Source organism: Ancylobacter sp. TS-1 (genome assembly GCF_009223885.1).
In the GTDB taxonomy this organism is placed as follows: Bacteria; Pseudomonadota; Alphaproteobacteria; order Rhizobiales; family Xanthobacteraceae; genus Ancylobacter.
Map to the genome: position 1 here is coordinate 2,864,655 of NZ_CP045144.1, position 14,315 is coordinate 2,878,969.

Here is a 14,315-nt window from a genome sequence, read left to right on the forward strand (position 1 = left end):
CCCTTGCCCCCCGTCGCCCGAACGTTTAGGCGAAAACGACACGCTGGCGTAGCAAGGGGCATCGCGCATGAACGTTCTTCTGCTCGGCTCGGGTGGCCGCGAGCATGCGCTCGCCTGGAAGCTGGCGCAGAGCCCGCTGATGGGGAAGTTCCTCGCCGTTCCCGGCAATCCGGGCATTGCCGAGCATGCGACCTGTATCGAGACCATCCCGCTCACCGACCATGACGCCATCGTCACGCTTTGCCTCGCCGAGAGCATCGACCTGGTGGTGGTCGGCCCCGAGGCGCCCCTCGTCGACGGCCTCGCCGACCGCCTGATCAACGAGGGCATCCCGGTCTTCGGCCCGCGCCGGGTGGCGGCGCAGCTCGAAGGCTCCAAGCTGTTCACCAAGGAACTGTGCAAGGCGCACGCGATCCCGACCGCCGCCTTCGGCCGCTTCACCGAGCCGGAGGAGGCGCGCGCCTTCGTCCAGCGCCACGGCGCCCCCATCGTGCTGAAGGCGGACGGGCTGATGGCCGGCAAGGGGGTGATCGTCGCCCTCACGCTGGAGGAGGCGCTCGCCGGGGTCGACGAGGTGTTCGCCATGGGCGGGCCGGGCACCGAGATGCTGATCGAGGAATTCCTCGAGGGCGAGGAGGTTTCGTTCTTCTGCCTCGTGGACGGCGAGACCGTGCTGCCCTTCGGCTCGGCGCAGGACCACAAGCGCGCCTTCGACGGCGACGAAGGGCCGAACACCGGCGGCATGGGCGCCTACTCGCCCGCCCCGGTGTTCACCCCCGAGCTGGAGCGGCGCACGCTGCACGAGATCATCAAGCCGACGGTGCGCGCGCTCGCCGATGCCGCCAGCGCCTATCATGGCGTGCTGTTCGCCGGGCTGATGATCACCCGCGAGGGGCCCAAGCTGATCGAATACAATGTCCGCTTCGGGGATCCCGAGTGTCAGGTGCTGCTGATGCGGCTGGAGGGCGACCTGCTGCCCCTCCTGCATGCCGTCGCCACCGGCCGGCTGGAGGACCAGCCGGTTCCGCTGAAGGCCGACACGGCCATCGCCGTCGTCATGGCAACGCGCGGCTATCCCGGCGACTACCCGAAGGGCTCGCGCATCGGCGGCCTCGCGGCGGCCGGGACCATACCGGGCGCGAAGGTGTTCCACGCCGGCACCATGCGGTCGGGCGAAGATATCCTCGCCAATGGCGGGCGCGTGCTCAATGTCGCCGCCGTCGGCGCCAATGTCGCCGAGGCGCGCGAGCGGGCCTATGACGCGGTGGCTCGCATCGACTGGCCGGAAGGCTTCTGCCGCCACGACATCGCCTGGCGCGCGCTGACCGACTAAGGCGCCGCCTCGCCCGGTTTTCGCGCGGTCGTCTCTGGCGCCACAGCCGGCGCAAGCCCATCTTCAAACAAATGCCGCGCTTCCGTGGCAAGGGCGACGCCATGGACGATTCCAGCACAGCCATGCGGCATCGTGCGCCCTCCGGGCGCCGCCCTCCGCACGAGACCGAACCGGACCGGGACGCGCCGCAGGAGATGCGCGGGCGCGAGGCGCCGCCGCCGCGCACGCCCCGTCGCGCCGGGCTGCCCGTGCCCACCGGCGACGCGCCGCTGCCGGTGCCCGCGCGCCAGGGCGGCCCCACGCTGGCCCTCGCTCTCGGCTCGGGCGGGGCGCGTGGGCTGTCCCATATCCTCGTTCTGGAGGCGCTGGACGAGCTTGGCGTGCGCCCGGCGGCGCTGGCCGGCGCCTCCATCGGCGCGCTGTTCGCCAGCGTCTATGCGGCCGGCATGCCGGCGCGCGAGATCCGCCAGCTCACCCTGCATACATTGCGCAACCGTGGCGAGGTGATGCGCCGCCTGCTCGCCGCCCGCGTCGGGCGCATCGCCGACCTGTTCGGCGCCGGGCTCGGCAATCCGGTGCTGATCGACGCCGAGCGCTTCATCGAGGGCTTCCTGCCCGAAACGGTGCCGCAGACCTTCGAGGAACTGTCGATCCCGCTGCAGGTGGTGGCGACCGATTACTGGGAGCGCTGCGAGCGCACCTTCGGCGCCGGGCCGATCCGCCCGGCGGTGGCGGCCTCGCTCGCCATTCCCGGCCTCATCCGCCCGGTGCAGCATGACGGCCACACGCTGGTCGACGGCGGCGCGGTCAATCCGCTGCCCTTCGACCTGCTGCGCGGCCGGGCCGACATTGTGCTGGCGGTCGACATCACCGGCGGCCATGGCGGGGAGACGCGCGGCGTGCCGGCGCCGTTCGACGCCATGTTCGCCACCTTGCAGATCATGGCGAGCGCCATTGTCGGCGAGAAGCTGAAGGCGGGCGCGCCGGACATGCTGATCCGCCCCAACGTGCACGATTTCCGGGTGCTCGACTTCTTCCGCGCCGCCGCCATCCTCAAGGCCGCCGAGCCGGCGAAGGACGAAGTGAAGCGCCGGCTGGAACTCGTGCTGGGCTGATCGCGTCCTCCTGACGGCGGGCGCGATGGTCGGGGTCTAAAGCTTGCCCGGCCAGCGGCGCCCGGAGAAGAATTCCCGCAGCAATTCGGCGGATTCGCGTTCGCCGAGGCCGCCATAGGTGTCCGGCCGATGGTGGCAGGTGGGCTGCGCGAAGAAGCGCACGCCGCTTTCCACCGCCCCGCCCTTGGGGTCGGGGGCGCCGTAATAGACCCGCCGCAGCCGGGCGAAGGAAATGGCGCCGGCGCACATGGTGCAGGGCTCCAGCGTGACGTAGAGGTCGCATTCGGCCAGCCGGTCATTGCCGAGCACCGAGGCGGCGGCGCGGATCACCACCATCTCCGCATGGGCGGTGGGGTCGGCCAGCTCGCGCATGCGGTTGCCCTCGGCGGCGAGTGCGATACCGTTGCGCACCAGCACGGCGCCCACCGGAACCTCGCCGCGCGCGCCGGCCTTGGCCGCCTCGGCCAGCGCCAGCAGCATGAAATCGGTGCGCGCCTGGCCGGTGCCGGAACCGCCCGCCTGGTCCGATCTGTTCTTCGTCACGGCCCTCTACTCGCCAAAAGCTCGCTTCCCCTCGCAGGACATGGTAGCACCCGCCGCCCGGAGACCGGATCAATCCCCATGCCCAAAAACACGCCGCCCCGCAAGGATCTCAACCGCGTGCCGCGCGCGCCCCGCTCTTTGGAGCCGGCCGAGCCGCGCGAGGCCGAGCGCGTCGCCAAGGTCGTCGCCCGCGCCGGCCTCGGCTCGCGCCGCGAGATCGAGGAGTGGATTCTCGCCGGGCGGGTCGCGGTGAACGGCGAGATTCTCGCCAGCCCCGCCCGCACCGTGACCGCCGAGGACGCGATCACCGTGGACGGCGTGCCGCTGCCGGACCGGGAGCGTACCCGCCTATTCATGTACCACAAGCCCAAGGGCGTGGTGACGACCAACTACGATCCCGAGGGGCGTCCGACCCTGTTCGAGATCCTGCCCCCCGGCCTGCCGCGCCTCGTTTCGGTCGGCCGGCTCGACCTCACCACCGAGGGGCTGATCCTGCTCACCAATGATGGCGGCCTCTCGCGCGTGCTGGAGCTGCCGGAGACCGGCTGGCTGCGGCGCTACCGGGTGCGCGCCAAGGGCGAGATCACCCAGGACAAGCTCGACGCGCTGATCCGCGGCATCACTGTCGACGGCGTTCATTACGGCCCGATCGAGGCCAAGCTCGACCGCGTGCAGGGCGCCAATTCCTGGCTGACGCTGGCGCTGCGCGAGGGCAAGAACCGCGAAGTGCGCAACGTGCTGGGCAGCCTCGGCCTCGACGTCAACCGGCTGATCCGCCTCTCCTACGGCCCGTTCCAGCTCGGCGAGCTGCCGCAGGGCGAGGTTGAGGAAGTGAAGACCCGCGTGCTGGCCGACCAGCTCGGCGAGACGCTGGCCGCCGCCGCCGGCGCGGATTTCGAGGGCCCGCTGTTCAACCATGGCGAGGACGAGGCGCCCCACAAGCCGTCCAAGGCGCGCTACGCCAAGGCCGAGGGCTCCGAGGACCGCCACCGCCGCCGTCCCATCGACACCGAGCCGGGCGAGGGCCGCAGCGTTTCCGCCGGCCTCGTGGCGGACCGCAAGGGCCGCAAGGTGCTGGTGCAGCGCGTGCGCTCGACCGAGCCGGAACCCGCGCCCGAGGCGCCGCGCGCCCGGCCCGAGAATGCCCGTGAGGAAACGCGCGGCGGCGTACGCGGGGGCGAACGCACCTTCCGCAAGCGCCCCGAGCGGTCTGAGCGTCCCGAACGCCCCTTCGCCGCCGGCGAGGAGGGCGCCGTACCCGCGGACACGTTCCGCGAGGAGCGCCCGGCCCGTGGGCGCGCGGCGACCAGCCGCGACCGCAAGGCCGCCGGCCCGCGTCCCTCGCGTCCCCGTCCCGATACGGCGCGCCCCGATGCGGTACGCCCCGAGCGCGACGGCGAGGCGGGCGAGCGCCCGTTCCGCGCCCGCACCGAGCGGCCCGCCCGGCAGGAGCGTCCGCGCGAGGAGCGCGGGGAACGGCCTTTCCGCTCCGGCCCCGAGCGTGGCGAGCGTCCCGACCGTCCGTTCCGCGAGCGTGCCCCGCGTCCCGAGGGCGAGCGTCCCCCCCGCCGCGAGCGCCCCGAGGGCGCCCGTCCCTATCGCGGCGAGGCGACCGACCGGCCCTATTCCGGCCGGGTGAAATCCGAGCAGTCGCGCCACCGCTCTCCCCGCCGCTTCGAGGAATCCGAGGGCGGGCGCGGGTCGGGCGAACGCACTACCGGCGAGCGGCCTTTCCGCTCCAGTCCCGAGCGCGGCGAGCGGCCGGCCCGTTCGGGGAGCGAGCGCCCGTTCCGCGAGCGGGCGCCGCATCCCGAGGGTGAGCGTCCCGCGCGCGAGAACCGTCCCTTCCGTGAGCGGGCGCCGCGCCCCGAGGGTGAGCGTCCGTTCCGCTCCCGTGACGATCGCTCGCCGCGCGATAACCGTCCGCCCCGCGACGACCGCGCCCCGCGCGGCGACCGGCCGTTCCGGGACAAGCCGTCGGGCGGGCGTTCCTTCGGGGACAGGCCCTCCGGTGACAGGCCTTCCGGGGACAGGTCTTCCAGCGACAGGCCCGCCGGCGGCCGGACCTTTGGCAAGGGCGGTGCGGGCAAGGGTGGCGCGGGCAGAAGCTTCGGCGCCAAGAATTTCGCCGACAAGCCGGGCGGGCGCCCGGCCGGTGGCAAGCCCGGCGGTCGCCCGGGTGGCGGCAAGCCGGGAGGTCGTCCGACCGGCGGCAAGCCCGGTGGCGGCAAGCCCGGCGGTGGCAGTTCTGGCGGCGGCAAGCCGGGCGGGCGTCCGCCCCGCGCCCCGCGCGGCTGAGCGGCGCGCCGATGCGCATCGTCGGTGGCCGTTTCCGGGGCCGGACGCTGCACGGTCCGACCTCCAGCGCGACGCGGCCGACCTCCGACCGGCTGCGCGAGGCGCTGTTCAACGTGCTCGCCCATGCCTATGAGGACGCGGCCGACGGCGCGCGGGTGCTCGACCTGTTCGCCGGCACCGGCGCGCTGGGGCTGGAGGCGCTCTCGCGCGGGGCGCGCTTCGCTGTCTTCGTGGACGAGGCGCCGGAGCCGCGCGCGCTGATCCGCGCCAATGTCGAGACGCTCGGCGTCGGCGGCATCACCCGCATCTTCCGCCGCGACGCCACCAAGCTCGGCACCGCGCTGGCCAGCGATTCCTTCGATCTCGTCTTCTGCGATCCCCCCTACGGCCGGGGCCTCGCCGGCAAGGCGCTGGAAAGCGCGCGCGCCGGCAACTGGCTGGCGCCGGGGGCCCTCGTCATCGTCGAGGAGGCCACGGAAGCAGCCTTCGCCGCGCCGGACGGCTTCGAGGAACTGGAGCGCCGCCGCTACGATGCCAGCGAGGCGATCTTTTTGCGCGCGCCGGGCTGATGGCCGTCATCCCGGACGGCCGGAGGTCGATCCGGGATCGCAGGCAGAATGGCGAGCGATCCCGGCTCTGCGGCTTCGCCTTCGGCCGGGATGACGGGAAAGGGGGCCGCCCCCTCACCCCACTTCCTCCACCGCCGCGAGGATGCGCTCTATGTCCTCGGGGCGGGACAGGCGGTGGTCGCCATCCTTGATCAGAGTCAGCACCACATCGTCTTCGGCGAGGCAGGTGACGAGGCGCAGCGCGTGCTGCCACGGCACATCGGGGTCGGCGACACCCTGCAGGATGCGCACCGGGCAGCCCACCGCGAAGGGCGCCCCGAGCACGAGGTTGCGGCGCCCGTCCTCGATCAGCCCGCGGGTGATCGGCTGGCCGGGGCCATATTGCGAGGGGCGCACCCAGCGCCCGTCCTGCAGGATGGCGGCGCGCACCTCCTCGGGCATCGCCTTCCACATCAGTTCCTCGGTGAAGTCCGGCGCCGGCGCGATCAGCACCAGCGCGACGAGGCGCGCGCTCTCGCCCCGCGCCGCCAGCGCCCGGGCCAGAAGCAGGGCGATCCAGCCACCCATGGAGGAGCCGACCACGATCTGCGGCCCCGTGGTCTCGCGGTCGAACACGGCGAGCGCCTCCTCCGCCCAGCGCGAGATGGTGCCGCGCTCGAAGTCGCCGGCCGATTCGCCATGGCCGGAATAGTCGAAGCGCACCACCTGCCGGCCGCTGCGCGCGCCCCAGGCGGCGAGTTCCTCGGCCTTGGTGCCGCGCATGTCGGACAGGAAGCCGCCGCACCAGAGCACGCCGGGCGCCTCGGGCGTCGCCGCGCCCGGCGTCACCCGCACGGCGATGGCGCGGCCATCGTCGCCGACGGTGATGAAGCGGGGCGCGCCGGCGCCGTCGCGGAGGAAATCGGGCGTGTCGGTCATGCGTCTGCGTCCTGTCGTGGAGGCCGGACGACTTGCGATTCGGGCCGGCCGCGCCATCTGAGAATTACAGGCCCGGGCGGCGCGCGAACAGCGCGAAGCCGGGTCGCGCGGCGGGCATGGCGGCAACCCTTTCGGGAATTGCACCTGTCGGCCACGCGCGCCGTTGACTTCTGACGGGTTTGTCACGATCTTCTGCGACCGTTTTACGCGCGCGGAAAACAGCCGGCCGGCGACCCTTCGAGGCGCGGTGAAACGCATATTTCTGAAATGGCAGAGGAGAAAACCGCCATTCGTCGCCCCATGAGACCCGTCGCGCCGGAAAAGGAAGGCCCGCGCGTCAACGAAGACATCCGCATCCGTGAAGTTCAGCTCATCGATCAGGAGGGGCAGAACCTCGGTGTCGTGCTTACGCGCGACGCGATCGCGATGGCGCAGGAGGCCGGTCTCGATCTCGTCGAGATCGCCCCGAATTCGGCGCCGCCGGTCTGCAAGATTCTCGACTATGGCCGGTTCAAGTACCAGAACCAGAAGAAGGCCAACGAGGCGCGCAAGAAGCAGCACGTCGTCGAGATCAAGGAAATCAAGCTGCGCCCCGGCATCGACACCCACGATTACGAGGTGAAGATGAAGTCCATCCACCGCTTCTTCGAGGAAGGCGACAAGGTGAAGATCACCCTGCGCTTCCGCGGTCGCGAGATGGCGCATCAGGAGCTGGGCTACAAGCTGCTGAACAAGGTCAAGGAAGAGCTGGCGACCATTGCCAAGGTCGAGGCCGAGCCCTCGCTCGAAGGCCGCCAGATGATCATGGTGCTGGCGCCGCGCTGACCGCGCGCCGCCCTCATCCTCGGGGGGCCTCCCGTTCGACGTCATCCCGGAACGGCCGTCAGGCCGTGTCCGGGATCGTCTCCCGCTTTCGCCCGACATCACCCGATCCCGGCTCTCCGCTTCGCTGCGGCCGGGATGACGCCTGATCCGCGCCTAGTCCGGCAGGCTGCCGTTTTCCGCCAGCACCGCGCCGGCAAGGTAGAGCGATCCTGCGATCAGCACGCGCGGCGGCGGGTCGACCGGGAAGGCCGAGAGCCCGTCCAGCGCGGCGGGCACGCTCAAAGCCGTCGAGGCGTCGAGCCCGTGCGCGCGGGCGATCGCCGCCAGTCCTTCCGGCGCCGCGCCCTTGTGCTCGCCGGGCACCGGCACCGCGACCAGCTCGCGGGCGAGGCCGGCGAAGGGCGCCAGGAAGGCGTCCGCATCCTTGTTCCCCAGCATGCCGACGATCAGCACCAGCGGGCGCGGCACCCGGTCCTCGAGATCGGCCAGCGCGGCGGCGAGCGCCTGCCCGCCGGCGGCGTTGTGGCCGCCGTCGAGCCAGATGTCGACGCCTTCCGGCGCGCGCAGGGTGAGCGGGCCGGAGGTGAGCCGCTGAAGCCGGGCCGGCCATTGCGCCGTGCGCATGCCTTCCTCGAAGGCGGTGCCCGGCAGGCCGAGATCGGCGACGCGCAGCGCCTCGATGGCGAGGCCCGCATTGCCGATCTGGTGCGGGCCGATCAGGCGCGGGCGCGGCAGGTCGAGCAGGCCCGCCTCGTCGGACACGACGAGCCGGCCGCCCTCCTCATGCGCCTGGTACTGCTCGCCCATGATGGACAGCGGCACGCCGAGCCGGGCGGCCAGCCGCTCGATCACCGCCAGCGCCTCGCGCGGCTGGCGGCCGAGCACGGCGGGCACGCCGCGCTTCAATATGCCGGCCTTCTCCGCCGCGATGGCGGCGACGGTCTCGCCGAGGAAGTCGACATGGTCGATGGAGACCGGCGTGATGACGCTGACCAGCGGCTTCTCGATCACGTTGGTGGCGTCGAGCCGCCCGCCGAGGCCCACCTCCAGCAGCAATATGTCGGCCGGCACCTCGGAGAACAGCAGCAGCGCCGCAGCGGTGGTGATCTCGAAAAAGGTGATCGGCTCGCCGCCATTGGCGGCTTCGGCCCGTGCCAGCGCCTCGGTCAGGCGCGCGTCGTCGACCAGCGTGCCGGCGAGGCGGATGCGCTCGTTGAAGCGCACCAGATGGGGCGAGGTGTAGACATGCACCCGCCGTCCGGCGGCCTCCAGCACGGCGCGCATGAAGGCGACGGTCGAGCCCTTGCCGTTGGTGCCGGCGACATGGATCACCGGTGGCAGCCGGCGTTCGGGATGGCCGAGACGCTCCAGCAGCCGCCACATGCGGTCGAGCGAGAGGTCGATCAGCTTGGGGTGCAGGGCGAGCAGGCGGTCGAAGATGTCGTCGACCGGCCGCCGGCTTTCCCCTGCAGGGTCGGGGCCGGCGGCGGGAAGGGCGGGCATGGGGGCCTCAGGCGCTTGCCGGGGCGGGCGGCGGCAGCGCCGCCGCCTCGGCCGCCACCGGCTGGGCGGCCGGCCTGCCGCTGGTCTCGGCCTGCGTGCCGGCGGCCGGCGCGCGCATCAGCAGGCGGCACAGCCGGGCCAGCGTCGCCCGCATCTCGTGCCGGTGCACCACGAGGTCGATCATGCCGTGGTCGCGCAGATATTCGGCGCGCTGGAAGCCCTCGGGCAGCTTCTCGCGGATGGTCTGCTCGATGACGCGCGGGCCGGCGAAACCGATCAGCGCGCCGGGCTCGGCGATCTGGATGTCGCCCAGCATGGCGTAGGAGGCGGTGACGCCGCCGGTGGTCGGGTTGGTCAGCACCACGATGTAGGGCAGGCGCGCCTCGCGCAGTTCCTGAATGGCACAGGTGGTGCGCGGCATCTGCATGAGGGACAGGATGCCCTCCTGCATGCGCGCGCCGCCCGAGCCGGCGAACATGATGAAGGGCGTGCCGCGCGAGGCGGCGGTCTCGAGGCCGGTCACGATGGCCTCGCCGGCCGCCATGCCGAGCGAACCGCCCATGAAGCCGAAATCCTGCACCGCGACGGTGGCGGGCAGGCCCTCCAGCTTGCCGTAGCCGACCTTCACCGCGTCCTGCGCGCCGGTCTTGGCGCGGGCGTCGCGCAGGCGGTCGACATAGCGCTTCTCGTCGCGGAACCTGAGCGGGTCGGCCGGCACCTGCGGCAGCGCCACGTCGTACCATTTGCCGCCGTCGAACACCGAGCGCAGCCGCTCGGTCGGGTCCATGCGCATGTGGTAGCCGGAGCCGGGGACGACGTGGAGATTGGCCTCGAGGTCCTTGTGGAACACCAGCTGTCCGGTCTCGGGACATTTCACCCACAGATTCTCAGGCACTTCCCGGCGGTTCAGGAAGGAGTTGAGCTTCGGGCGGACGACGTTCGAGATCCAGTTCAACGGCTCGGCTCCAGCATCTTCGGGCCCGCCGGCGGGCTCCGGCGGCGGATAGGCAGGGGCGGCCGCGCGACCGCCGAGCCTTCATCTAATCCGCCACGAGGGCGATGAAAAGGCGGAGCCGCGAATCGCGGCCCCGGCATGCGGTCTTCGGGACGCTCCGGTCGGGACTACTCGGCCGCCTCGCGGCGCACGCCGCGCACGGCGGCGGCGAGCGCGCCGACAAGCCGCGTGACCGTGGGCACGGTGGCCGGCGTCGCCCGGTCCTCGGCGTCGAGCGTGGCGCGCAGGGCGTCGATCAGCGCCGAGCCGACCACCACGCCATCGGCGCCGGCGGCGATGGCGGCGGCGTGTTCGGGCGTCTTGACGCCGAAGCCGACAGCGACCGGCAGATCGGTGTGGCGCTTGATGCGGGCCACCGCCTGCCCGACGGCGCCGGGATCGGCCGTGGCCGCGCCGGTGATGCCGGTGATGGAGACGTAGTAGACGAAGCCCGCCGTGTTCGCGAGCACGGCCGGCAGGCGCCTGTCGTCGGTGGTCGGGGTGGCGAGGCGGATGAAGTCGAGCCCGGCGCGCAGCGCCGGCAGGCACAGCTCGGCGTCCTCTTCCGGCGGCAGGTCGACGACGACGAGCCCGTCGACGCCGGCGGTGAGCGCGTCCACCAGGAAGCGGTCGACGCCATAGATATAGATCGGGTTGTAGTAGCCCATCAGCACGATCGGCGTGGCGGCATCGCCCTCGCGGAAGGCGCGCACCATCTCCAGCGTCTTCTTCAGCGTCTGGCCCGCCTTGAGCGCGCGCAGGCCCGCCGCCTGGATCGCGGGGCCGTCGGCCATCGGGTCGGTGAAGGGCACGCCGAGCTCGATCACGTCCGATCCCGCCGCCGGCAGCGCCCTGAGCAGGGCGAGCGAGGTGTCGTAATCGGGGTCACCGGCGGTGATGAAAGTGACGAGCGCCGCGCGGCCTTCGGCGGCGCAGGCGTTGAAGCGGGCTTCCAGACGCGTGCTCATAGGCGGGTCCCCAGAATCTCGGCCACCTGCGGGATGTCCTTGTCGCCACGGCCGGACAGGTTGATCACCATCAGGTGGTCGTCCGGGAAGCTCGGCGCGAGTTCCGTCACCTTGGCGAGCGCATGGGCCGGCTCCAGCGCCGGGATGATGCCCTCGAGCTTGGCGACGAGCTGGAAGGCGGCGAGCGCCTCTGCGTCGGTGGCCGAGATGTAGGTGGCGCGGCCGATGTCGTGCAGCCAGGAATGCTCCGGCCCGATGCCGGGATAGTCGAGGCCGGCCGAGATGGAGTGCGCCTCGGCGATCTGGCCGTCATCGTCCATCAGCAGGTAGGTGCGGTTGCCGTGCAGCACGCCCGGACGCCCGCCGGTGAGCGAGGCGGCGTGCTGGCCGCTCGCAATGCCGTGGCCGGCGGCCTCGACGCCGAAGATCTTCACGCTCGGATCGTCGAGGAAGGGATGGAACAGGCCCATGGCGTTGGAGCCGCCGCCGATGCAGGCGACCAGGCTGTCGGGCAGGCGACCCTCCTGCTCCAGCATCTGGGCGCGGGTCTCGTTGCCGATCACGCTTTGAAAGTCGCGGACCATCGCCGGATAAGGGTGCGGGCCGGCGACGGTGCCGATGCAGTAGAAGGTGCTGTCGACATTGGTCACCCAGTCGCGCAGCGCCTCGTTCATCGCGTCCTTCAGTGTCTTCGAGCCGGACTGGACGGGAACCACGGTGGCGCCGAGCATCTTCATGCGGAACACGTTCGGGGCCTGCCGGGCGACGTCGACGGCGCCCATATAGACGACGCATTCCAGCCCGTAGCGCGCGCACAGCGTGGCGGTGGCGACGCCGTGCTGGCCCGCGCCCGTCTCGGCGATGATCCGCTTCTTGCCCATGCGGCGGGCGAGCAGGATCTGGCCGAGAACGTTGTTCACCTTGTGCGAGCCGGTGTGGTTCAGTTCCTCGCGCTTGAAATAGATCTTTGCGCCCATGCCGGGGGCGGCGCTCTCGCGCAGATGCTCGGTCAGCCGCTCGGCGTAGTAGAGCGGGCTGGGGCGGCCGACATAATGCTTCAGCCCGGCATCCATCTCCGCCTTGTAGGCCGGATCGGCCTTCGCCTCTTCATAGGCGGTCTCAAGGGCGAGGATGAGCGGCATGAGCGTTTCGGCGACGAAACGACCGCCGAACAGGCCGAAATGCCCGTTGTCGTCGGGGCCGGTGCGGAAGGAGTTGGGGGCGTTCACGAGGGGCTCGTCTCTCTGGCGGATGATGTGTGCGCCGGCGTCGCGCCGGTGGGATTCTCGGTGCCTCGCGCCGCGTCGGCCGCCCGCGCGGCGCGCAGGAAGGCGACGATGCGCTCGGGGTCCTTGATGCCGGGGGCGCGCTCGACCCCCGATGATACGTCGACGCCGGGCGGTTGGATGAGCCGAACGGCGCTCGCCACATTCTCCGGGTCGAGGCCGCCTGACAACATGAAGGGCCGGGCGAGGTCAAGCCCGGCGACGAGGTTCCAGTCGAAGGCGACGCCGTTGCCGCCGGGCAGCACGGCCCCCTTCGGCGGCTTGGCGTCGAGCAGCAGCCGGTCGGCCACCGCCTCATAGGCGGCAAGGGCGGCGAGATCCTCGCGGGTGGCGATGCCGATCGCCTTCATGACCGGCAGGCCGAAGCGGGCGCGGATGGCGGCGACCCGTTCCGGGCTTTCCTTGCCGTGGAGCTGGAGCATGTCCGGGCGCACCGCGTCGACGATGGCGGCAAGCGTCGCGTCGTCGGCGTCGACGGTGAGCGCGACGATGCCGGCCTTGCCGCGCGCGCGCGCGGCAAGCGTGGCGGCGGCGGCGAGATCGAGATGGCGGGGCGAGGGGGCGAAGAAGACCATGCCGACCATGTCGGCGCCCGCGCCGAGCGCCGCATCCAGCGTCTCGGCGGTGCTCAGCCCGCAGATTTTGATCTCAAGCGACAAGGACGCCTCCTCGAAGAAAGCCACCTAGCACGGAACCGCCCGTTGAGGCGAGGGTGTCGCCGAAGGCGGCGCTGTAGGCGTCCGACATCGCCGGCGGATATTCCCGTCATTGGCCGTGAAATGCGTCGGGCCCGGGGTTGAAAATACCCCTTCCGTCACGACATTCCGCGTGCTACTCACATTTGACTGTGAAATTATCAAATTCACGCATATTTTTCGGGAATGGCGGCCGTGGTTCAGGCTGCGTTTCCTTCCGACACTGGAGACTGCCCATGCGCCTCTCGCGCCGCCTGATCCTGACCTCGGCCCTCACCGTCGCGCTGGCGCCGTTGCTCGCCACCGGCTTCGCCCCCGCGGCCCGCGCCGACGAGCCGAACCAGATTCTCAACGCCTCCTACGACATCGCCCGCGAGCTGTTCGAGGCGGAGAACAAGCAGTTCGAGCCGGCCTACAAGGCGAAGACCGGCAAGCAGATCAAGGTCAACCAGAGCCACGCCGGCACCTCCAAGCAGGCGCGCTCCATCGTCGAGGGCCTGGAAGCCGACGTCGTGACCTTCAACCAGATCACCGACGTCACCTTCCTGGTCGACAAGGGCTTCATCGCCAAGGACTGGCAGCAGCGCCTGCCCAACGCCTCCTCGCCCTGGTACTCCTTCCCGGCCTTCCTCGTGCGCGAGGGCAACCCGAAGAAGGTGAAGAACTGGGACGATCTCGTCCGCGACGACGTGAAGCTGGTCTTCCCGAACCCGAAGACCTCGGGCAATGCGCGCTACACCTATCTCGCCGCCTATGCCTTCGCGCTGGAGAAGTTCAACGGCGACGTCGCCAAGGCCGACGCCTTCGCCCGGAAGCTCCTGTCCAATGTCGTCGTCTTCGACACCGGCGGGCGCGGCTCCACCACCACCTTCGTGGAGCGCGAGCAGGGCGACGTGCTGATCACCTTCGAGGCCGAAGTGATCGGCGTGAAGGACGCCTATAAGGACAAGAAGTTCGAGGTCGTGGTGCCGGAAGTCAGCCTGCTGGCCGAATTCCCCGTGGCGGTCGTCGACAAGGTCGTCGACAAGCGCGGCTCGCGCCAGGTCGCCACCGACTACCTGACCTATCTCTACACGCCGGAAGGCCAGAAGATCGCCGCCGAGCTCAACAACCGCGTCGTCGATCCCAAGGTGGCCGAGGAATACAAGGCGAAGTTCGCGCCGGTCCGCCTGGTCAAGGTCGAGGACGTGTTCGGCGGCTGGGCCAATGCCCAGAAGACCCACTTCGCCTCCGGCGGCAAGCTCGACGAACTGTTCGTCGCCCCGTGA

13 protein-coding genes are annotated in these 14,315 nt (G+C 71.2%); 6 read left to right on the top strand and 7 right to left on the bottom strand.

Going from position 1 to position 14,315, the window contains the following annotated elements:
• Positions 1-67 precede the first annotated feature (67 nt).
• Both purD and GBB76_RS13430 read left to right on the top strand, forming a co-directional pair.
• A complete protein-coding gene (gene purD, locus GBB76_RS13425; RefSeq protein ID WP_152303768.1) occupies positions 68-1,333 on the top strand; it encodes a phosphoribosylamine--glycine ligase in 1,266 nt (421 codons plus the stop codon).
• A gap of 101 nt (positions 1,334-1,434) precedes the next feature.
• On the top strand, positions 1,435-2,448 hold the full coding sequence (locus tag GBB76_RS13430; RefSeq protein ID WP_202911104.1) for a patatin-like phospholipase family protein: 1,014 nt from the start codon (positions 1,435-1,437) through the stop codon (positions 2,446-2,448).
• Between the two features lie 36 nt (positions 2,449-2,484).
• On the opposite strand, the gene GBB76_RS13435 is transcribed toward GBB76_RS13430, so the two are convergent.
• Positions 2,485-2,928 carry a nucleoside deaminase gene (locus GBB76_RS13435; protein ID WP_202911236.1) on the bottom strand — a complete coding sequence of 148 codons (444 nt, stop codon included), beginning with the start codon at positions 2,926-2,928 and terminating at the stop codon, positions 2,485-2,487.
• 141 nt (positions 2,929-3,069) lie between these two features.
• On the opposite strand from GBB76_RS13435, the gene GBB76_RS13440 reads away from it, so the two are divergent.
• Positions 3,070-5,289 carry a pseudouridine synthase gene (locus GBB76_RS13440; protein WP_152303770.1) on the top strand — a complete coding sequence of 740 codons (2,220 nt, stop codon included), beginning with the start codon at positions 3,070-3,072 and terminating at the stop codon, positions 5,287-5,289.
• Between the two features lie 11 nt (positions 5,290-5,300).
• A complete protein-coding gene (gene rsmD / locus GBB76_RS13445) occupies positions 5,301-5,858 on the top strand; it encodes a 16S rRNA (guanine(966)-N(2))-methyltransferase RsmD (RefSeq protein ID WP_152303771.1) in 558 nt (185 codons plus the stop codon).
• Between the two features lie 114 nt (positions 5,859-5,972).
• Here rsmD and GBB76_RS13450 read toward each other — a convergent pair whose 3' ends face one another.
• Positions 5,973-6,776 (bottom strand): carboxylesterase, encoded by an 804-nt coding sequence (locus tag GBB76_RS13450; protein ID WP_152303772.1) that lies wholly within the window; start codon positions 6,774-6,776, stop codon positions 5,973-5,975.
• Between the two features lie 300 nt (positions 6,777-7,076).
• Here GBB76_RS13450 and infC point away from each other — a divergent pair, with 300 nt between their 5' ends.
• A complete protein-coding gene (gene infC, locus GBB76_RS13455) occupies positions 7,077-7,601 on the top strand; it encodes a translation initiation factor IF-3 (protein ID WP_152303773.1) in 525 nt (174 codons plus the stop codon).
• A gap of 153 nt (positions 7,602-7,754) precedes the next feature.
• Here infC and GBB76_RS13460 read toward each other — a convergent pair whose 3' ends face one another.
• The 5 genes from GBB76_RS13460 to GBB76_RS13480 all read right to left on the bottom strand — a co-directional run bounded on the left by GBB76_RS13460 (position 7,755) and on the right by GBB76_RS13480 (position 13,011).
• Positions 7,755-9,104 carry a folylpolyglutamate synthase/dihydrofolate synthase family protein gene (locus GBB76_RS13460; RefSeq protein ID WP_152303774.1) on the bottom strand — a complete coding sequence of 450 codons (1,350 nt, stop codon included), beginning with the start codon at positions 9,102-9,104 and terminating at the stop codon, positions 7,755-7,757.
• Positions 9,105-9,111: 7 nt separating this feature from the next.
• Positions 9,112-10,059 carry an acetyl-CoA carboxylase, carboxyltransferase subunit beta gene (accD, locus tag GBB76_RS13465; RefSeq protein ID WP_152303775.1) on the bottom strand — a complete coding sequence of 316 codons (948 nt, stop codon included), beginning with the start codon at positions 10,057-10,059 and terminating at the stop codon, positions 9,112-9,114.
• 167 nt (positions 10,060-10,226) lie between these two features.
• Complete coding sequence (gene trpA / locus GBB76_RS13470; protein WP_152303776.1) at positions 10,227-11,066, bottom strand: tryptophan synthase subunit alpha; 840 nt, start codon at positions 11,064-11,066, stop codon at positions 10,227-10,229.
• Positions 11,063-12,295, bottom strand: a complete 1,233-nt coding sequence (gene trpB / locus GBB76_RS13475) for a tryptophan synthase subunit beta (protein WP_152303777.1) — start codon at positions 12,293-12,295, stop codon at positions 11,063-11,065. Before trpB ends, trpA begins: the two co-directional genes overlap by 4 nt.
• A complete protein-coding gene (locus GBB76_RS13480) occupies positions 12,292-13,011 on the bottom strand; it encodes a phosphoribosylanthranilate isomerase (RefSeq protein WP_152303778.1) in 720 nt (239 codons plus the stop codon). The genes trpB and GBB76_RS13480 overlap by 4 nt, the downstream gene beginning before the upstream one ends.
• A 272-nt stretch (positions 13,012-13,283) precedes the next feature.
• Here GBB76_RS13480 and cysP point away from each other — a divergent pair, with 272 nt between their 5' ends.
• Positions 13,284-14,315 (top strand): thiosulfate ABC transporter substrate-binding protein CysP, encoded by a 1,032-nt coding sequence (gene cysP, locus GBB76_RS13485; RefSeq protein WP_152303779.1) that lies wholly within the window; start codon positions 13,284-13,286, stop codon positions 14,313-14,315.